Origin of the sequence: Micromonospora sp. NPDC049151 (assembly GCF_040648395.1) — a bacterium.
Classification (GTDB): domain Bacteria; phylum Actinomycetota; class Actinomycetes; order Mycobacteriales; family Micromonosporaceae; genus Micromonospora.
This window is the reverse complement of record NZ_JBEZDP010000011.1, coordinates 40,232-59,661: the sequence shown is the minus strand read 5'-3', so window position 1 is coordinate 59,661 and position 19,430 is coordinate 40,232. Positions and strand designations below refer to the sequence as shown.

Annotated in this window: 10 protein-coding genes; 8 read left to right on the top strand and 2 right to left on the bottom strand. The window is 76.1% G+C overall.

The genetic code is table 11. The features are described 5' to 3' along the window. The first annotated feature begins 24 nt into the window (after positions 1-24). From AB0B20_RS15095 to AB0B20_RS15085, 3 genes are read left to right on the top strand one after another with little or no spacing between them, the layout of a single operon-like run. Positions 25-1,062, top strand: coding sequence for a zinc-binding dehydrogenase (locus tag AB0B20_RS15095; RefSeq protein ID WP_357384000.1), 1,038 nt, complete (start codon positions 25-27; stop codon positions 1,060-1,062). Further along, positions 1,062-1,880, top strand: coding sequence for a sugar phosphate isomerase/epimerase family protein (locus AB0B20_RS15090; protein WP_357384002.1), 819 nt, complete (start codon positions 1,062-1,064; stop codon positions 1,878-1,880). Before AB0B20_RS15095 ends, AB0B20_RS15090 begins: the two co-directional genes overlap by 1 nt. Further along, positions 1,877-3,214 carry a hypothetical protein gene (locus AB0B20_RS15085; protein WP_357470991.1) on the top strand — a complete coding sequence of 446 codons (1,338 nt, stop codon included), beginning with the start codon at positions 1,877-1,879 and terminating at the stop codon, positions 3,212-3,214. The genes AB0B20_RS15090 and AB0B20_RS15085 overlap by 4 nt, the downstream gene beginning before the upstream one ends. Positions 3,215-3,262: 48 nt before the next feature. On the opposite strand, the gene AB0B20_RS15080 is transcribed toward AB0B20_RS15085, so the two are convergent. Next, positions 3,263-3,967: a CBS domain-containing protein gene (locus tag AB0B20_RS15080; RefSeq protein ID WP_357470988.1), complete on the bottom strand. Its 705-nt coding sequence runs from the start codon at positions 3,965-3,967 to the stop codon at positions 3,263-3,265. Between the two features lie 94 nt (positions 3,968-4,061). Then, positions 4,062-6,176: a molybdopterin-dependent oxidoreductase gene (locus AB0B20_RS15075; protein WP_357470985.1), complete on the bottom strand. Its 2,115-nt coding sequence runs from the start codon at positions 6,174-6,176 to the stop codon at positions 4,062-4,064. A gap of 147 nt (positions 6,177-6,323) precedes the next feature. Here AB0B20_RS15075 and AB0B20_RS15070 point away from each other — a divergent pair, with 147 nt between their 5' ends. The 5 genes from AB0B20_RS15070 to AB0B20_RS15050 all read left to right on the top strand — a co-directional run bounded on the left by AB0B20_RS15070 (position 6,324) and on the right by AB0B20_RS15050 (position 19,419). Then, complete coding sequence (locus AB0B20_RS15070; RefSeq protein WP_357384010.1) at positions 6,324-6,716, top strand: DUF2267 domain-containing protein; 393 nt, start codon at positions 6,324-6,326, stop codon at positions 6,714-6,716. A gap of 331 nt (positions 6,717-7,047) precedes the next feature. Further along, entirely contained in the window at positions 7,048-10,509 is a 3,462-nt protein-coding gene (locus tag AB0B20_RS15065) for an AMP-binding protein (RefSeq protein ID WP_357470982.1), read from the top strand. After that, entirely contained in the window at positions 10,506-13,616 is a 3,111-nt protein-coding gene (locus AB0B20_RS15060) for a thioesterase domain-containing protein (protein ID WP_357470979.1), read from the top strand. The genes AB0B20_RS15065 and AB0B20_RS15060 overlap by 4 nt, the downstream gene beginning before the upstream one ends. Then, complete coding sequence (locus AB0B20_RS15055) at positions 13,613-15,919, top strand: lantibiotic dehydratase (protein ID WP_357470976.1); 2,307 nt, start codon at positions 13,613-13,615, stop codon at positions 15,917-15,919. The genes AB0B20_RS15060 and AB0B20_RS15055 overlap by 4 nt, the downstream gene beginning before the upstream one ends. Further along, on the top strand, positions 15,916-19,419 hold the full coding sequence (locus AB0B20_RS15050; RefSeq protein WP_357470973.1) for an amino acid adenylation domain-containing protein: 3,504 nt from the start codon (positions 15,916-15,918) through the stop codon (positions 19,417-19,419). Before AB0B20_RS15055 ends, AB0B20_RS15050 begins: the two co-directional genes overlap by 4 nt. Positions 19,420-19,430 lie beyond the last annotated feature (11 nt).

Below are 19,430 nucleotides of genomic sequence, written 5' to 3'. Positions count from 1 at the left end.
CGGTACTTTCTTCGGAGCGACGCCATGAGCAACTGGGTTGTCTCTCTGGCCGGGCCCCGGCACGTACGCCTGGAGCCCTGCCCCACGGACCGGCTCGGTCCGGGTCAGGTCCGCGTCCGCACCCGCTACTCGGGCATCTCCGCCGGCACCGAACTCACCCTCTACCGGGGCAGCAATCCGCGTCTGCGCAAGGACTGGGACTCAGTTAGCCGCATGTTCGTGCCCCGGCAGACCACGCCCGCGTACCCGGTGGTGGGTTTCGGCTACGAGGAGGTCGGCGAGATCGTCGAGGTCGCCCCCGACGTGGCCGGGCGGCGGCCCGGCCAGCTCGTCTGGGGCATCTGGGGGCACCGCGCCGAGGCGGTGCTCCCCGCGACGGCCGCTCGTCCGCTGCTGCCCGGCCTCGACCCGCTCGCCGCCGTGTTCGCCCGGCCCGGCGCCATCGCGCTGACCGCCGTGCTCGCCGGTGACCTGCATCTGGGCGACTGGGTGGGCGTCTTCGGGCAGGGCGTGATCGGGCTGCTCGGCACGCGCCTGGCCGCGCTCTCCGGCGCCCGCGTGGTCGCCGTCGACCGGATGCCCGGGCGGCTCGCGCACGCCACCCGGCTCGGCGCCCGCCGGGTGGTCGACGCCGCCGCCGACTCGCCCGCCGCCACGCTGCGGGCGGCCACCGACGGCCGGGGCGCCGACGTCTGCCTGGAGCTGTCCGGGTCGTACCCGGCGCTGCACGAGGCGATCCGCGCCACCGCCCACGCCGGCCGCGTCGTGGCGGCCGGCTTCTACCAGGGGTACGCCCACGGGCTGGAACTCGGCGAGGAGTTCCACCACAACCGGATCCAGCTCGTGGCCGCCCAGGTCTCCGGGCCGGACCCGGCACCCGGCACGGCCGGCCGGTGGTCCGGGACGCGGATCGCTGACACCTTCATGGACCTGGTGGCCGAGGGCAGCGTCGACCCGCTGCCGCTGGTGAGCCACGTCGTCGACGCGGGCGCGGTGGCCGACGCCCTGGCGTTGCTCGACCGCGGTGACGGTGACGTCCTCCAAGTGGTGCTGAGGTTCTGATGGACATTCCGCTGGCCTGCCAGGAGCAGTTGCTTCCCGGCGCCGACCTGACCCAGAAGTACGCCCTCGCCGTGTCCCTCGGCTACCAGGGCATCGAACTGCGCGGCCGGGGCGACCACGCCCTGGCCCGGCGGCGCCCGGAGCTGCGCCGCGCCCGCGCCGCCGGGGTGGTCATGCCGACCGTCTGCGTCGAGATGGACCACTTCATCGGCGACTTCGACCCGGTCCGCTCCCGCGACGCGGTGGACAACCTGCGCTCCCAGCTCTCGGTGATCGCCGAGCTGGGCGGCGTCGGCGCGATGACCCCGGCCGCGTGGGGCATGTTCTCCCGCCGGCTGCCGCCGTTCGAACCACCCCGCTCGGCCGAGGGCGACCGGCGGGTGCTCGTCGACGCCCTGGGCGAGCTGGCCGGGCACGCCCGCGCCGAAGGGGTCACCATGTTCCTCGAACCGCTCAACCGGTACGAGGACCACATGGTCAACCGGCTCGACCAGGCGGTCGAGCTGTGCCGGGCGGTCGGGTCACCGGCGCTGCGGGTGGCCGCCGACACCTACCACATGAACATCGAGGAGGACGACCCGCACGCCGCGCTGCGCGCCGCCGCGCCGTACCTCGGGCACGTCCAGGTCAGCGACTCCAACCGGCACCAGCCCGGCGCCGGGCACCTGGACTGGGGCGCGTTGCTGGCCACGCTCGACGCGATCGGCTACACCGGGTGGCTGGCGCTGGAGTGCCGGCTACGCGGCGAGCCGGTCGCCGCGCTGCGCCAGGCCGCCACCGCGTTGGCCCAGGCCCGTCCCCGGCGGGCCGCCGCATGACGCTGACCACCGGGGTACGCGCCGACGCCGAGCGGCACGCCCGGCTGCGCCGCCTCGCACTGGCCACCCTGGACGCCAACTGGGAACACGACCACACGGTCCCCTCCCGCACGCTCTACCCGCACCAGTGGAGCTGGGACTCGGCGTTCATCGCGATCGGCCTGGCCCACGTCCGCCCCGACCGGGCCTGGCGGGAGCTGCGCACGCTGTTCGCCGCGCAGTGGGTCGACGGGCGGGTGCCGCACATCGTGTTCAACCCGGCCTCACGCGCCGGGCCGTACTTCCCCGGGCCGCAGTTCTGGGACTCGGCACGCGCCGACGGCGCACCGGCCCGGGCCACCTCCGGGATCGTCCAGCCGCCGGTGCACGCCCCGGCCGCCTGGCTGGTGCACCGCCGCGCACCCGGCGAGGCGTCGGTGGCCGCGCTGCGCCGGCTCTACCCGAGGCTTGTCGCGCAGCAGCGCTACCTGACCGGGCGGCGCGACGCCGGGGGCGGCGGGCTGGCCGCGATCGTGCACCCGTGGGAGTCCGGGCTGGACAACAGCCCGGCCTGGGACGCGCCGCTCGCAGGGGTGCCCGCCGACGAGGCGGTCATGCGCGCGTATCGGCGGCACGACACCGCGCACGCCGACGCGGCGCAGCGCCCCACCGACCTGGACTACGCGCGCTACGTCGCGCTGGTGGAGTCCTACCGGGCCGGCCGCTACCGGGACGAGGGACTGCTCGGCCGGCACCCGTTCCTGGTGGAGTGCCCACTGGTGAACGCCGCCCTCGGCGTCTCCGAGTACGCCCTCGCGCGCATCGCCTCGGTGATCGGCGCCGACCCGGGGCCGCACCGCGACCGGGGCGCCCGGATCACCGAGGCGCTCGTGGCCCGGCTGTGGGATCCGGTCACCGGCACGTTCCGTCCCCGCGACGTGCGCGCGGACCGGCTCGTGCCCGCCCGTACCGTGCTCGGGCTGATGCCGCTGGCGCTGCCCGAGCTGCCGACCGCGCAGGTGTCCGCGCTGCTGGCCGAGGCGTGCTCGCCGCGCTTCGGGCTGGCCGCCCGGATGGACCGGCCGCTGCCCACGTACGACCGCACCGCGCCGGACCTCGAGCCGCTGCGCTACTGGCGTGGCCCGAGCTGGATCAACACCGGCTGGCTGCTCTGGCAGGGACTGCGTACCCACCGCCGGGCGGACCTGGCCGCCGGGCTGCGCGAGTCGATGCTCGACCTGGTCGACCGGGCCGGCTGCCACGAGTACTTCCACCCCGACACCGGCGCCGGTCTCGGCTCACCGGCGTTCAGCTGGACCGCCGCGCTGGTGCTCGACGCGCTCGCCCAGGAGTGACACCGGCGGGCGCCGGGTACGCCGACGCCCACCAGGTCCCGTGCGGGCTCAGGCGATGCCGGACGGGGCACCACCACCGATGCGCAGCGCACTCATCGGCGTGTCGTCGACCGCGTAGCCGAGCGCGTCGACCACCTCGACCACGCCGCTTACCTGCCGGGCCAGCCGCACCGCGAGTTGCGCCGTGGAGCGGCGCTCCACCTGGCCGGTGAGCGTCACCACGCCCCGGCCCACTGTCACGTCCACCACGCCGTCGCGGACGCCGAGGCTGCGCCACAGCACCTCCTCGACCACGTCGCGGCGGATGCCGGCGTCCGGGCGCAGATGCACCTTGAGCAGGTCGCCACGGGTGACGATGCCGACCAGGCGGCCGAGGTCGTTGACCACAGGCAGCCGCTTCACGCCGCGCGCGTCCATCAGCCGGGCCGCCTCCACGATCGTCGCGTCCGGCGTGATCGTGACCGGGGGAGCGGTCATCAGGTCGGCGGCGAGCGTCGCGTCGGCCTTCGCCCGCGCCTCGCGGCGGTGCCGGTCCGGCAGGATCCGCCGCTCCCGGGGCTGGCCCAGGAACTCCACCTTGTACATCAGGTCCGCCTCGGACACCACACCGAGCACCCGGCCGGACTCGTCCACCACCGGCGCCGCCGTGACGTGCCGGTCGGTCAGCACGTCGACGATCTCCCGGTACTCCGTGCCCTCCCGCACCGACGCCACGTTCCTGGTCATCACGTCCTGTACCTGCCACGTACGCATGGCGAACCTCCCGTTGTCCGCCTCCGACGCTAGGCGGCGACCGTGGGCCGGGGCAGGGGCGCAAAGACCAGGTCAGGGGGCCGGAGGTCCCGAATCACCCAGCCGCGACCGGTTCGGCGACCTCGTCGAGGGGCGGTTCGGCGGTCAGCAGCTCGGCCGGCACCGGTTCGACCTGCACCCGGCAGTCGTGGAACGTCGGCGCCGCGCCCAGGTCGGTGTCCCGGACGCCGGTGACCGCGTTGACAGTGGACCGGCCGGGGCTGCGCCGCGCCCAGTACGCCTTGTAGGTGAACGCGCACCCCGGCCGGGCCGCCTCGTCCACCGCCACGGCGGCGAGGAACGCGCCCCTGTCGTTGTGCACGCGCACCGCGTCGCCGTCGGCGAGCCCGCGCGCCGTCGCGTCGGCCGGGTGCAGGTGCACCAGGGGCGGCCCGGCGCGGCGGGCGTGCCAGGGCAGGGAGGCGAACGTGGAGTTCATCAGGTAGCGGTTGGCCGGGGTGAGCAGTGTCAGCGGGAACCGGCGGGCCAGCTCCGGGTCGGCCGCCTCGGCCGGTGGCGTGTAGCCGGGCAGCGGGTCCACCCCGAGCGCGGCCAGTGCCGGGTCGTGCAGCCGGGCCCGCCCGTCCGGGGTGGGGAAGCCACCCTCGGCGTACGGCGCGGAACCCACCGGCACGCCGGTGAGCCGGGCGTACGTGCGCTCGCGCAGCTCCTCGTACGTGATCGGCGCGTCGGCCAGCAACTGCCTGGCCAGGTCCTCGTCGCTGTCCCGGAACGCCGGATGGTCGACGCCGAGCGCGGCGGCGATCCGCCGGAAGATCTCGGTGTTCGGCAGCGCCTCGCCGGGCGCGCGGGTCACCGGCAGGTTCAGCGTCGTGTAGTGGTGCCCGTAGGACGTCTGCAGGTCGAGGTGTTCGGGCTGCATGGTGGCCGGGAGCACCACGTCGGCGTAGTCGCAGGTGTCGGTCCAGCGCTGCTCCAACACGACGGTGAAAAGGTCGGCGCGGGCCAGCCCGGTGAGCAGCCGGGCCTGGTCCGGCGCGGTCGCCGCCGGGTTGGCGTTGAACACCACGAGCGAGGTGACAGGCGGGTCGGCCTCCCCGGTGAGCACGGCGGCCAGCCGGCTCATGTTCAGCGTCCGGGCCGGTGGGGCCGGCATGCCGCGCGGCCGGATCACCGGGCCGTTGTCGACCGGGTGGTGGCCGCTGGTGGTCACCAGCGCCCCGCCGCCGGGGTACCGGAAGTCGCCGGTGACCAGCGGCAGCGCGCAGATGGCCCGGATCGCCTGCCCGGCGCCGTGGTGGCGTTGCAGGCCCAGCCCGACCCGTACCGCCGTCGGCCGGGTGGTGGCGATCCGGTCGCCGAGGCCGCGTACCGTCTCGGCCGGTAGGCCGCACTCGGCGGCGGCCCGCTCCACCGGCCACTCGTCGAGCCGGGCGGCCAGCTCCGGCCAGCCGGTGGTGTGCGCGGCCAGCCACGCTTCGTCGGCCGCCCCGGCGTCGCGGACGTGCCGCATCAGCCCCAGCGCCAGCGCCGCGTCGGTGCCGGGTAGCGGCGCGACGTGCTCGTCGCCGCGGGCCGCCGTGTCGGTACGCAGCGGGTCGATCGTCACCACGTACGCGCCGCGCTCGCGGGCCTGCTGCACGAACGGCCACAGGTGCAGGTTGGTGACGAGCGGGTTGGCGCCCCAGAGCACGATCAGCCCCGCCTCGACGATCGACTCCGGCTCGAAGCCGACCGAGGCGCCGTAGAGCGAGCGCAGCGCCGCCCGCGCCGCCGCCGTGCAGATGGTGGTGTCCAGCCACGACGCCCCCAGATGGGCGAAGAGGCGGGGGCCCATGGTCCAGCCCTGGACCAGGCCCATGGTGCCGGCGAAGTAGTAGGGCAGCACCGACTGCGGGCCGTCCCGCTCGATGCTCGTCCGCAGGCCGGCGGCCACCCGCTCGACTGCCTCGTCCCAGCTCGCCGGCCGGTACGCGACCCGGCCGGCGCCCTTCGGTCCGGTACGCACCCAGGGCGTGGTGAGCCGGTCCGGCCCGTTCACCGCGTCCAGGTAGCGGTTCACCTTGCCGCAGAGCGCGCCCCTGGTGAACGGGTGGTCCCGGTCGCCGCGCAGCGCGACCGCCCGGCCGTCGTCGACGGTGAGTTGCCAGACGCAGGTGTCCGGGCAGTCCAGCGGGCAGGCGCCGGGGTGGGTCGTGAGGGATCCCATGCGCGGATGCTACCGATGCGACAGGCCACCCGGCCTCCGGCTTTCCCGCCACCCGGTGGGTGGGGCGTTTGGCCGGTGCGGGGGGCGGGTACCCGCCGGGGCCGACCGCGTGGCGTGGTGCCCGCCGGCGGCGAGGGGAGGGGTGGGATGCGGTTCCCCCTGTTCGTCGAGGCGGTGGCGCGGCGGGCCGAGTTGCCCACCGACGAGGCGGCGACCGTCTCCCGGGCGGTGTTGCAGACCCTCGCCGACCGGATCACCGCGGACGAGGCGACGGACCTGGCGGCGCAGCTGCCGGACGACGTGGGCGGCTATCTGGAGCCCGCGGGCACCGCCACCACGGGTGGCGCCGTCGACTTCCTGTACCGCGTGGCCGAACGCGCGGCGGTGGACCCGGCGGTCGCCGAGGTGGGGGCCGTGGCGGTGCTCGCCACGTTGCGCGACACGGTGACGGTGGGGGAGTTCCACGACCTCGTCGCGCAGCTCCCGAAGGGCTTCGACGCCATGGTGGACCCCATCCCACGCCCGCCGTACGATGTCTGAGCACGCTCCCCGCGATCCGGGTTGAGCTGCGGCACCGGGGCCGCCGCCACGAAGATTCGACGGCCAGGAAGTATTTTCACCGTAAAATAATTCGTGGGCGGTCACGTACGCTGAAAATCGTCTACGCGCTAGAGGGATGATCGGACGAATTCCTCCATCCGACGTTCCAGGGTGCCTTCCTCCCTTCGGGTCAAGCCTGATCGGCCCCCTTCCGGCCCGGGCTGTGAGCCATATTCTGCTTCCAATGTGAAGTCCTGGGGGGGATCAATGATCACATTCGTCGATCGCTGCTGCGTGCCTGTCGTCTGTGGAGCACAACCCGCTTCCTGACATGGCAGAGACGATGATCATCAATCGTTTCGGCGCGATCTCGGCGGTCCACGGCGGACGTCCGGCCCTTCTCGGTGAGACCCACGAGGTCACCTACACCGAGCTGGCCGGGGCGGCCGGCGGGCACGCTGCCGTGTTCGCCGCCGCGGGCCTGCGCGCCGGAGACCGGATCGCGCTGCTCACCGCACACGGTGCGCCCACCGTGGCGGCGCTGCTCGGCGCCCTCGCCGCCGGGTGCGCGTACGTGCCGCTGGACCCGGGTTTCCCGGTCGCCCGGCTGCGCCACATGGTCGACGCCGCCGGCGTCACCGCCGTGGCCTGCGCCGCCGAGCACCGCGACCTGGCGTCCACGCTGGCCGGTGACCGCGTGGTCGTGCCGCTGGACGAGGTGCCGCCGGCTCCGCTGCGCCCGGTCGCGGCCGACCCGGACGCGCCGGCGTACGTGCTGTTCACCTCCGGCTCCACCGGCGTGCCCAAGGCGGTCGGGCAGACCCACCGCAACCTGGCCCACCTCGTCGACAACCAGATCGCCGCGCTCGGCGTCGGCCCGGACGACCGGCTCAGCCTGCTCGCGTCGTTCAGCTTCGACGCCGCCATCCCCGACCTGTACCCGGCGCTGCTCACCGGCGCCGCAGTCGTACCGGTCGACCTGCGCCGCCAGGGGCTCGCGCACGCCGTCGAACAGCTCGACCGGCACCGCGCCACGGTGCTGCACTGCACGCCCACCGTCTACCGCTTCCTGCTCGACACGCTCGGCGCGCGCCGGCTGCCCACGGTGCGGGCGGTACTGCTCGGCGGTGAGCAGGCCACCTGGACCGACGCGGCGCGCGGCCGGGGCCGGTTCGCCCCCGGCTGCGTGCTCGTCAACGGCTACGGCGCCACCGAGATGACGTTCGCCGCCCGGCACGCGCAGCAGCTGTCCGAGGTGGACCCGGATGCCCGCGGGCCACTGCCGGTGGGCACCGCCTTCCCCGGCTACCGGCTGGACCTCGACCCGGACACCGGCGAGATCGTGGTGCACAGCCGCCACCTCGCCCCCGGCTACCTCAACCAGGACAGCGACCGCTTCGGCGTCGACGCCGACGGGGTGCGGTCGTACCGCACCGGTGACCTGGGCCGGCTGCTGCCCGGCGGGGAACTGGTCTGCCTCGGCCGGCTCGACCGGCAGGTCAAGGTGCGCGGGCACCGGGTCGAGCTGACCGAGATCGAGGCCGTGCTGTCCGCCCAGCCCGGCGTCGCGGGCGTCCGCGCCGTCGTCCGGGCCGGCGAACTGCTCGCGTACGCCCGCCCGGCCGGCGCCCGCCCCGACCCGGTGGCGCTGCGCGCGGCGCTGATCGCCGCGCTGCCCGACTACGCGGTGCCCCGCGCGGTGGTGGTGGTCGACGAGTTCCCGCTCACCGTCACCGGCAAAATCGACGAGCGGGCGCTGCCCGACCCGGTCACCGAGGTGCCGGCCGAGGAGGCCCCGGCCACCGAGACCGAGCGCGCCGTGCACGACATCTGGTGCGCGGTGCTGGGCCGCGACGCGGTCGCCCGCACCGCCAGCTTCTTCGACGTGGGCGGGCAGTCGCTGCTGCTGGGCCAGGTGCAGCAGCGCCTCGCCGAGCGGTTCGGCGTACGGCTGCCGATGCTGCGCCTGTTCGACCACCCGAGTATCGCCGCCCAGGCGGCGCTGCTGGACGCCCCGCCCGAGGCGGTCCGCGCCCCGGTGCTGCCCGCGCCCGCCGCGCCGGTCCGCGCCGCCCGCGAGTACACCGGCGACGAGATCGCCGTGGTCGGCGTCGCCGGGCGGTTCCCCGGCGCTCCCGACGTGGCCACGTTCTGGTGGAACCTGTGCACCGGCGTCGACTCGGTGCACGACCACACCGACGAGGAGCTGGCCGCGCTCGGCGTCGGCCCGGCCCTGCGCGCCGACCCCCGGCACGTCCGCGCCACCGGCCGGCTCGACGGGGTGGCCGACTTCGACGCCGAGTTCTTCGGCTTCGGCGCCGACGAGGCCGCCCGCACCGACCCGCAGCACCGGCTGTTCCTGGAGACCGCCTGGGAGGCGCTGGAGGACTCCGGGCACGACCCGGCGCGCTTCCCCGGCCTGGTCGGCGTCTACGCCGCCACCTCGGCCAACCGCTACTTCCTGTTCCACCTGATGGACAACCCGGCGGTGGTCGGCGACGTCGACCCGGACGACTGGGAGGCCCGGCTCGTCGGCCGCCAGTTCACCGACCACCTGCCCGGTCAGGTGGCCTACCGGCTCGGCCTGACCGGCCCGGCGATGGCCGTGCAGAGCGCCTGCTCCAGCTCGCTCGTCGCGGTCTGCGTGGCCGCGCAGAGCCTGGCCGACTACCAGTGCGACCTGGCGCTGGCCGGCGGCTCCACGGTGATGTGGCCCCGGCACCGCTCGGGCGGGCTCGCCTCGCCCGACGGCCGGTGCCGCGCCTTCGACGAGGCCGCGAACGGTTCCGGCTTCGGCTCCGGCGCTGGCGTTGTGGCGTTGCGCCGGCTCGCCGACGCGCAGGCCGACGGCGACCGCATCTACGCGATCCTGCCCGGCTGGGCGGTCACAAACGACGGCCCGGACCGGGCCGGCTTCGCCGTGCCCGGCCCGGCCGGACAGGCCGCCGCCGTCGCGACCGCGCTGGCCACCGCCGAGGTCGCACCCGGCGAGGTCCGCTTCGTCGAGGGCCACGGCAGCGGTACGCCGCTCGGCGACGCCATCGAGGTCGCCGCGCTGCACGAGGTGTACGCGGGCGCCGCGCCCGCCGACTCCACGGCGCTCGGCTCGGTGAAGACGAACATCGGTCACCTCGACGCGGCCGCCGGCATCGCCGGGCTGATCAAGACGGTGCTGGCCGTCCGGCACGGGGTGATCCCGCCGAACCTGCACTTCACCCGCCCGCACCCGGAGATCGACCTGGCCGCCGGACCGTTCTACGTGCCCACCAAGGCGCGGGACTGGCCGGACGACGCGCGCCGGGTCGCCGGGGTGAGCGCGTTCGGTCTGGGCGGCACCAACGCGCACGTCGTGGTGGAACAGCCACCGCCGGCCGAACCGGCCGACCCGCCCGGCGAGGGGCCGTGGCTGCTGCCGGTGTCGGCGCGTACCCCGGCAGCGCTGCGGGCCGCGCTGGAACGGCTGCGGGCCCACCTGGCCGGGGCCGTCCCGGCGCTGCCCGACGTGGCCGCCACGCTGGCGCTGGGCCGGCGGGCGTTCGCCCACCGGGCGGCGGTGGTCGCCGCCGACCTGCCGTCCGCGCTGTCCGCGCTGGACGTGCTGCTCGACACCGGCGCCCGCCTCGCCGGTGACGGCGGGCCGCTGCGCGAGACGGCCGCCGAGTGGGTCGCCGGGCACGACGTCGACTGGCACGCGCTGCACCCCGAGGGCACGGTGCGCCGCACCGAACTGCCCACCTACCCGTTCCAGCGCCGCCGGCACTGGATCGACCCCGTGCAGAAAGGTCCACGGTGAACTGGTTCGTCTCCGCCGGAAGCCGACCCGAGGCGCCGGTGCGTTTGTTCTGCCTGCCCTACGCCGGAGCGGGCGCCAGCGCGTTCCGGCGCTGGGCGGACGAGTTCGGCGCCGGTGTCGACGTGGTGCCGGTGCAACTGCCCGGCCGGGAGAACCGGATCACCGAGGACCCCCGCTTCCACGTCGCCGACGTGGCCGACGCGATCGCCTCCCGCGCCGACCGCCCGTACGCGATCTACGGCCACTCGATGGGCGGACGGCTCGGCTTCGACGTGGTCCGCGAGCTGCGCCGCACCGGCCGCCCGCTGCCGCTGCGGCTCTATGTCGGCGGCGCCCGCGCCCCGCACATCGACGGGCCTGGTCCGTTCGACGGGTTGTCCCGGGCGAGCGACGAGGAACTGCTGCGCCGCCTCGGCGACGGCGGCGGCCTCCCCGCCGAACTGCTCGACCACCCCGAGCTGGTGGAACTGCTGCTGCCGCTGCTGCGCGCCGACTTCGACCGGGTCGACAGCTACCGCCACGTACCGGGCGAGCCGCTGCCGGTGCCGATCGTCGTGTTCGCCGGCCGTACCGACCGGGCGGTCAGCCGGGAACAGAGCGCCGCCTGGGCCGACCACACCGCCGCCGGGTTCGCCCTGCACGAGCTGGACGGCGGGCACTTCTTCCTGCACGACCGGCTGCCCGAGCTGGCCGCGCTGATCCGGGCCGACCTGACCGCCGCGCCAACAGACACCCGCCCCGGCACGCCGGACGCGGGTCCGGACCCGGTGCGCGCCGCCGGTCGCGGGACCGCCGGCGCCGCGCACCGGGTTCCGCTCGGCGACACCGGCTGGTCGGTGTGGCGCGACGCGGTGCTGCGGACCACCGGCTTCCCGGCCGGCGGACTGGAGCTGTTCAGCGCGCCCCGGGCCGCCGCGGCGGCTGACGAGCTGCTGGCCACCGGCGCCGGTGCGGACCGGTTCGACAAGGAGTTCGAGGAGGCGCTGCGCGCCGGCGCGCAGCGGTTCAGCGAGCTGGCCGCCGACCCGCTGCTGCGCGAGGCGGTCACCTGGCAGAACCGGGGCGCGCTCGTCGCCTTCGACGGGCTGGTCCGGGGCGGCGCCGACGCGGCCCGCAACGTACGCCGCCGGGACCGCGAGCGGGCGCTGCTGAAGTACTGGCAGCGCTACTGCGGCAAGAACGAGACGGTCGGCTTCTTCGGCCCCAGTTGCTGGGTCGCCGTCGATCCCGCACAGCTGGAGGTTGCCCTGGTCAACCCCGGCGAGAGCCTGACCCGGCGGCGCTGGGTGTGGTTCGAGTCGTGGGCGCTGTCCGCGTACGCCGAACGGATCGGCGCGGACCCGGCGGTGCGGCGGTGGTGGCCGCCGATGCTGCGGGCCCACCTGGCCGTCCGGGACCGGGACGTGCTGCGGCCCGGCCGCCCGCCGCTGACGCTGACCCCGGTCGAGGCGGCGCTGCTGCGCGCGGCCGACGGTCGGCGGGCCGCCGCCGACCTGGTGGCCGACCCGGCGATCGGGCTGCGCCGCCCGGAGGACGGGTACGCGCTGCTCGACCGGCTGGCCGAGCGGGAACTGATCACCTGGGACGCGGCCCTGCCGGTCAGCCCGGACGCCGAGCGGGTGCTGGCCGCGCGGATCGACGCGATCGGCGACGAGCCGGCCCGCGCCGCCGCCCGCGCCGGGTTCGACCGGCTGCGCGCCGCCCGCGACGCGGTGGCCGCCGCGGCCGGTGACGCGGACCGGCTGCGTGCCGCCCTGGACGCGCTGGACGCCACGTTCACCGAGCTGACCGGCGTGCCCGCGGTACGCCGGGCCGGACAGATGTACGCCGGCCGCACGGTCTGCTACGAGGACAGCGCCCGGGACCTGGACGTGGTGTTCGGCGCGCCGCTGCTGGCCGAGCTGGCCGCGCCGCTGGACGTGCTGCTGCGCGCCGCCCGCTGGCTTGCCAACGCGCTCGCCCGCGCCTACCTGGACGTGCTGCGCGGCCTGTACGAGGAGCTGCGCGCCGAGTCCGGCGCCCCGGTGCCGCTGGCCGACCTGTGGTTCCTGGCCCAGGGCATGTTCTGGGGCGACGGGGAACGGCCGGTCGACGCGGTCGCGGCGGACTTCGCGGCCCGCTGGGCCGGACTGTTCGGCCTGGACACGCTGCCCGCCGGCACCACAGACGTGCGGCTGCGCGCGGCCGACCTCGCCGACCGGATCGACGCGGTGTTCCCCGGCACCGGTCCGGAGTGGTCCAACGCCGCCATGCACAGCCCCGACCTGCAGATCTGCGCCACCGACGCGGACGCGCTGCGGCGCGGCGACTACACGGTGGTGCTCGGTGAGCTGCACGCCGCCTGGTCATCGTTCGACTGCGCCGTGTTCACCCCGTCGCACCCGGACGTGGAACGGCTGCGTGACGCGCTCGCCGCCGACCTCGGGCAGCGGCGGGTCCGGCTGCTGTTCCCGGCCGACTGGCCGCGGCGGACCAGCCGCACCGCCGAGTCGCTGACCGGCCCGACCGACAGGCACCTGGCGTTCCTCGACGCGCCCGGCGCCGACCCGGCCCGCGTGCTGCCCACCGTCGGCCTGGTCGTCGACGAGGTGGACGGCGAGCTGGTCGCCACCGCCACGGACGGGCAGCGCTGGCCGCTCGTCGAGATCTTCGCCGAGCCGCTCAGCGCGCACGCCGTGGACGGGTTCAAGCTGGTCGCCGCCGCGCCGTACACGCCCCGCATCACCGTGGACCGGCTGGTGCTGGCCCGGCAGACGTGGCGGACCACGGTGGGCGAGAGCGGCCTCGCCGTACCGAACGGCGAGCGGGACCGGTTCCTCGCCGTCCGGGACTGGCGGCGCCGCCTCGGCCTGCCCGAGCAGGTGTACGTCAAGCTCGGCACCGAGACCAAACCCTGCTTCGTGGACCTGTCCGCGCCGGCGTTCGCCACCACGCTCTGCGCGATGGTGCGCGCCGCCCGGGTCGACGGCGGCGACGACGTGTCGTTCACGGTGAGCGAGATGCTGCCCGGCCCGGAGCAGGCGTGGGTGCCCGACGGCCGGGGCCGCCGCTACTTCAGCGAGCTGCGCCTGCACATCACCGACACCGGGCGGGAGGACCACCGGTGAGCCACCTGCTGCCCCTGGGCGACACCGGCTGGTCGGTGTGGCGGGACGTGGTCCTGCGTACCGCCGGGTTCCCGGCCGCCGGGCTGGACCGGTTCGCCGCGCCCGACTGCGCCGCCGCCGCGGACGCGCTGCTCGCCGGCGACACCGGCGCCGAGGTGTTCGGCAAGGCCCTGGCCGACGCGTTCGCGGAGTCCTCCGCGGTGGCCGGTGAGCTGGCCGGCGACCCGCTGCTGCGCGAGGCGGTGACCTGGCAGAACCCGGACATGCTGATCGCGCTGGACGGGCTGCTGCGCACCGACCCGGGGGTGCGCAACGTCCGCCGCCGCAAGCGTGAACTGAGCCTGCTGCGCTACTGGCAGCGCTACTGCGGCAAGGCCGAGACCATCGGCTTCTTCGGCCCGGTCTGCTGGGGCACGTTCGACACGTCCCGGCCCGGCGTGACCACCGTGCCCGGCGAGACGCTGGTGCACCGGCGGCGGGTCTACTTCGAGGCGTGGGCGCTCATCGCGTACGCCGACCGGCTCGCCGACGACCTCGCGGTGCGCCGCTGGTGGGCGCCGGCCCTGCAACCCCACCTGACCGTCGCCGGGCGGGAACTGCGCTGGCCGATGCACCCGCCGATCGCGCTGACCCCGGTCGAGGCGCTGGTGCTCGGCGCCTGCGACGGGCGGACGCCCGCGCTGGATCTGGCGCGGCGGCTGTGCGACGCCGGTGAGGTGCACAGCGCCGACGACGTCTACCTGCTGCTCGACCGGTGGGTGGAGCGCGGCCGGCTCAGCTGGGGCGCGAACCTGCCGATCGCGCCCGACGCCGAGCGGGTGCTCGAAACGCGGATCGCCGCGATCGGCGACGAGCCGGTCCGCGCCGCCACGGCGGCCGGGTTCGGCCGGCTGCGCGCCGCCCGCGACGAGGTGGCCGCCGCGGCCGGCGACCCGGACCGGCTCGGTGCCGCGCTCGCCGCCCTCAACGCCGAGTTCACCGCCGTCACCGGCCGCCCGGCCACCCGGCACAGCGGGCAGATGTACGCCGGCCGCACCGTCTGCTACGAGGAGACCGCCCGCGACCTGGAGTTCCGGATCGGGTCGGCGGTCGTCGAGGCGCTCGCCGAGCCGCTGGCGGTGGTGCTGCGGACCGCCCGCTGGTTCACCGCCGAGGTGGCCACCCGCTGCGGCGAGGTCTTCGCCGAGCTGCACGAGGAACTGGCCGCCGACGGCGAGCCGGTGCGGCTGGCCGACCTGTGGCTGCTGGCCCAGGGCACGCTCGTCGCCCCGGACGGCCCGATCGGCCGGGCCGGCGCCACGCTCACCGCGCGCTGGGCCGAGCTGTTCGGCCTGGCCGACCTGCCCGCGGGGCAGGCGGAGCTGCGGCTGTGCGCGGCGGACCTGACCGAGCGGGCCCGGGGGCTGTTCCCGGCCGAGACGCCCGGCTGGCCGTCGGCCCGGCTGCACAACCCGGACGTGCAGCTCAGCGCCGCCTCGCCGGAGGCCGTCGAGCGCGGCGACTTCCTGCTGGTGCTCGGCGAGCTGCACCCGGCGTCCGTCGCGTTCGACAGCGCGGTGCTCAGCCCGTTCCACCCGGACCCGGCCGCGCTGCGCGCCGACCTCGACGCCGACCTGGGCCCGGTGCGGCTGCGGGTGCTCTGGCCGGACAGCTTCCCCCGCCGCACCACCCGCACCACGTACGCGCTGACCGGCCCGGCCGACCGCCAGCTCGGCATCGACACCGCGCACGGCGCCGACGTGGACCGCCTCGTCCCGGCCACCACGGTGCTCGTCGAACGCACCGGCGACACGCTCACCGCGGTCTTCCCCGACGGCGCCCGCTGGCCGCTGATGGAGGTGTTCGCCACGCTGCTCGGCTCGCTGCTGCTGGACGCGTTCAAGCTGCTCGGCGCCGCCGCGTACACGCCCCGCATCACCATCGACCGGCTGGTCGTGGCCCGGCGTACCTGGCGCACCACGGCAGGGGCGTGCGGGCTGGGCGGCCACCCCGACGAGACCGCCCGCTACCTGGCGGTACGCCGCTGGCGCGCCGAGACCGGCCTGCCCGAGCGGGTGTTCGTCAAGGTCGGCACCGAGATCAAACCCTGCTACGTGGACCTGACCGGCCCGCTGTACGCGCAGTCGCTGTGCGCGATGGTCGACGCGGCGCTGCGTACCGGCCCGGACGTGCCGGTGGTGGTCTCCGAACTGCTGCCCGCACCCACCGAGGCGTGGGTGCCCGACGCGCGGGGCCGCGGTTACGTCAGCGAACTGCGCCTCCAGATCACCGACCCGGCCGAGCATCTTGGAGCACTCCGGTGACCGACACCCTGACCGCCGGCGCCGTCCACGGCAGCGACCTGCCCTGGCCGGACGCCACCCTCGCCGACCTGATCACCGCGCAGGCGGCCCGTACCCCGGACGCGGTGGCGGTGCGCCAGTGGGACACCCGGCTCACCTACCGGCAGCTCGTCGACCGGGCCGCCGGGGTGGCCGCCGCGGTGCGCGAGCACGGCGCCGGCCGGGGCGACCGGGTCGGGGTGTGCGGCGCGCGTACCCCCGACCTGGTGGTCACGGTGGTCGGCGTGCTGCTCGCCGGGGCCGCGTACGTGCCGCTGGAGCCCGGCGGCCCCCGGGCCCGGCTGCGCGGCATCGCCCGCGACGCGGGCGTCCGCCTGGTGGTCGGCGACGCGGCGGCGGCCGAGTTCGGCGACGAGCCCGGCGTGACGGCCTTCGGCCTGCCCGGCCCGGCTCCGCTCGTGCCCTGCCCGGCCCGCCCCGGCGACCCGGCGTACGTGCTGTTCACCTCCGGCTCCACCGGCCGCCCCAAGGGCGTGCTGACCACCCACCGCAACGCTGTCGAGTTCGTCACCGGCGTGACCGCGCTGACCGGCGCCGACGCCTCGGTCCGCAGCCTCGGCATCGCCTCGCTCGGCTTCGACGCGGCCACCATGGACCTGTTCGTGCCGCTCACGCTCGGCGGTGCGGTGCAGCTGCTCGGCGCCGACGACCGGGCCGACCCGGTACGGCTGGCCCGGTTCGTCGCCGAGCACGAGGTGACCTGGGGCTTCATCACCCCGACCGTGCTGGCGCTGCTGGACCCGGCCGCGTTCCCGACGTGGCGGGTGCTGCTCTGCGGCGGCGAGGCGGTCCCGGCCGAACTGGTCGCCCGCTGGGCGCCCGGCCGGCGGTTCCTCAACGGCTACGGCCCGACCGAGACCACGGTGCTGGCGGTGACCTGCGACCTCACCCCGGCCGACACCGACCCGATGCCGATCGGCCGGCCGCTGCCCAACCACCGGGCGTACGTGGTCGACGCCGACCTGCGGCCGGTGCCGGCGGGCGAGACCGGTGAGCTGCTGATCGGCGGGCCCGGCCTGGCCGACGGCTACCTCAACCGGCCCGGCCTGACCGCCGGGCGGTTCGTGCCCGACCCGTTCGGCGACGTCCCCGGCGAACGGCTCTACCGCACCGGCGACCTGGTCCGGCAGGGCCCGGACGGCCGGATCGTCTATCTCGGCCGCGCCGACCGGCAGGTCAAGGTGCGCGGCCAGCGCATCGAGCTGGGCGAGATCGAGGCGGTGCTGGCCGCCCACCCGGGCGTCGAGCGGGTAGCCGTGGAGGCGGTGCCCGGCCCGGCCGGCGCCGAGCTGGTCGCGTTCCTCACCCCGGCCGGGGCGCCGGACCACGACGAGCTGCGGGCGTACGCGCACACGCGGCTCACCACCGCGATGCTGCCCGCCCGGACGGTGCGGCTGGACGCGCTGCCGGTCAGCGCCACCACCGGCAAGCTGGACCGGCCGGCGCTGCGCGAGCTGGCCACCACCGCCCCGGCCACCGTGGACGACGCGCCCGCCGACGACGACCCGGTGACGGCGGCGGTCCGGCGCGTCTGGACCCGGCTCCTCGGCGCCGCGCCCGCCCCGGACAGCGACTTCCTCGCCGCCGGCGGCAACTCGATCGCCGCGATGCGGCTGGTCGCGGCGCTGCGCGCGGAACTGGGCCGGCACGTCGACACGCGGGTGCTGTTCGCCGACCGCACGTTCGCCGCGCTGGTGGACCGGGTCCGCGCCGCCGACCCCGCCGACGCCGACGGGCTGACCACCGGCAACCCGCCGACGCTGTCCCCGCCGCAGCGGCGGCTGTGGTTCATGGACCAGCTCGCCCCGTCCAGCGCGCCCTACAACATCGCGGTCGCGCACCGGCTGCGCGGGCCGCTTGACGTCCCCGCGCTCGGCGCCGCGCTGCGGGCCGTCGCCGAACGGCACGACGTGCTGCGCTGGCGCATCCCGTGCAACGGCGGCGTGCCGTACGCGGTCCGCGAGGAACCGACCGACGTGGCGGTGCCGGTGGTCGACCTGACCGGCTCCGCCGACCCGGACGGTGAGCTGGCCGGCATGCTCGCGGCCGGCGCCGGGCACGCGTTCGACCTCGCCACCGGCCCGCCCTGGCAGGTGACCGTGTACCGGCTCGCCGCGCGGGAGCACGTGCTCGCGATCACCGTGCACCACGCGGTCTTCGACGGCTGGTCCGAGGCGCTGCTCTACGACGAGCTGGCACTCGCGTACGCCCGCGCCCTCGGCCGGTCCGTGCCGGGCCGCCCGCCGCTGCCCGCCACGTACGCCGACTACGCGGTGTGGCGGGCCGACCGGGACCGGCGCCGGGGCGAGACGGACCTGGCCTGGTGGACCGCGCACCTGACCGGCGCGCCGACGGTGCTGGACCTGCCCCGCGACCGTCCCCGCCCGGCCGTGCAGACGTACGCCGGGTCGGAGGCCGCGGTGCGGCTGGACGAGACCGCCGACCGGGCCGTACGCGACCTGGCCGCCCGGCGCGGCACCACTGTCGCGGCGGTGCTGCTTGCCGCGTTCGGTGAGCTGCTGCGCCGGGTCACCGGCGGCGACGAGCACGTGCTCGGCGCGATCGTCGCCGACCGGCGACTCGCCGCGTTCGACGAGGTGATCGGTTTCTTCATCGACACCGTGCCGGTGCGGTTCCGCTCCGGCGGCGCGAGCTTCGCCGAGCAGGTCGACCGGGCCGCCGCCGAGCTGCACGAGGTCACCGCCCACCCGGGCGCGCCGCTGGAACGCATCGTCGAGACGCTCGGCGTGGGCCGGGACACCTCCCGTGCCCCGCTGGTGCAGGTGCTGTTCAACGTGCTCAACTTCGTCGCGCCCCGGCTGGCGCTGACCGGCCTGGCCGTCGAGCCGGTGCCGGTGCCCAAGCCCGGGTCGCCGTTCGACCTGACCGTCTACGTGGTGGAGCGCGACGGCCGGGCCGGCGTCGAGGTGGTGCACAACCCGGACCTGTTCGAGGCCGACCGGATCGAAGCACTCCTGGCCGACCTGGCCGCGCTGGTCGGCGCGCTCGCCGCCGACCCGGACACGCCGGCCGCCGAGGTGGCGCCCGAACTGCCCCGCCCGGCGGTGCGGGTCGCGGCGCTCGGCGCGATGACGGTCGCCACCGCCGAACCGGCCCGCCCGCCGTTGCCCGCCGGCTCGGACGCGCTCACCGGGACCGAGGAGCTGATCGCCGGGATCTGGCGGGACGTGCTCGGCCGCGACGCGGTGGGCGTGAGCGACAACTTCTTCGACATCGGCGGCCACTCGATGGCCCTGGCCGCCGTGCACGCCCGCCTCACCGAGGCCACCGGCCGCTCGGTCACCATGCTCGACCTGTTCCGCCACCCGACCGTACGGGCGCTCGCCGCAAGCCTCGACGGGGCCGCCGACCGGCCGGAACTGGCCCGCGCCGCGATGCGCGCCGCCGCCCGGCGGGGCCGCGCCCGCCGGACCCCGCCACCCCGCCGACCTCACCAGTGACGCGATCCCTT

Coding starts and splice junctions, on each gene's coding strand:
- AB0B20_RS15095 (WP_357384000.1), top strand. CDS start 25: ATGAGCAACTGGGTTGTCTCTCTGGCCGGGCCCCGGCACGTACGCCTG.
- AB0B20_RS15090 (WP_357384002.1), top strand. CDS start 1,062: ATGGACATTCCGCTGGCCTGCCAGGAGCAGTTGCTTCCCGGCGCCGAC.
- AB0B20_RS15085 (WP_357470991.1), top strand. CDS start 1,877: ATGACGCTGACCACCGGGGTACGCGCCGACGCCGAGCGGCACGCCCGG.
- AB0B20_RS15080 (WP_357470988.1), bottom strand. CDS start 3,967: ATGCGTACGTGGCAGGTACAGGACGTGATGACCAGGAACGTGGCGTCG.
- AB0B20_RS15075 (WP_357470985.1), bottom strand. CDS start 6,176: ATGGGATCCCTCACGACCCACCCCGGCGCCTGCCCGCTGGACTGCCCG.
- AB0B20_RS15070 (WP_357384010.1), top strand. CDS start 6,324: ATGCGGTTCCCCCTGTTCGTCGAGGCGGTGGCGCGGCGGGCCGAGTTG.
- AB0B20_RS15065 (WP_357470982.1), top strand. CDS start 7,048: ATGGCAGAGACGATGATCATCAATCGTTTCGGCGCGATCTCGGCGGTC.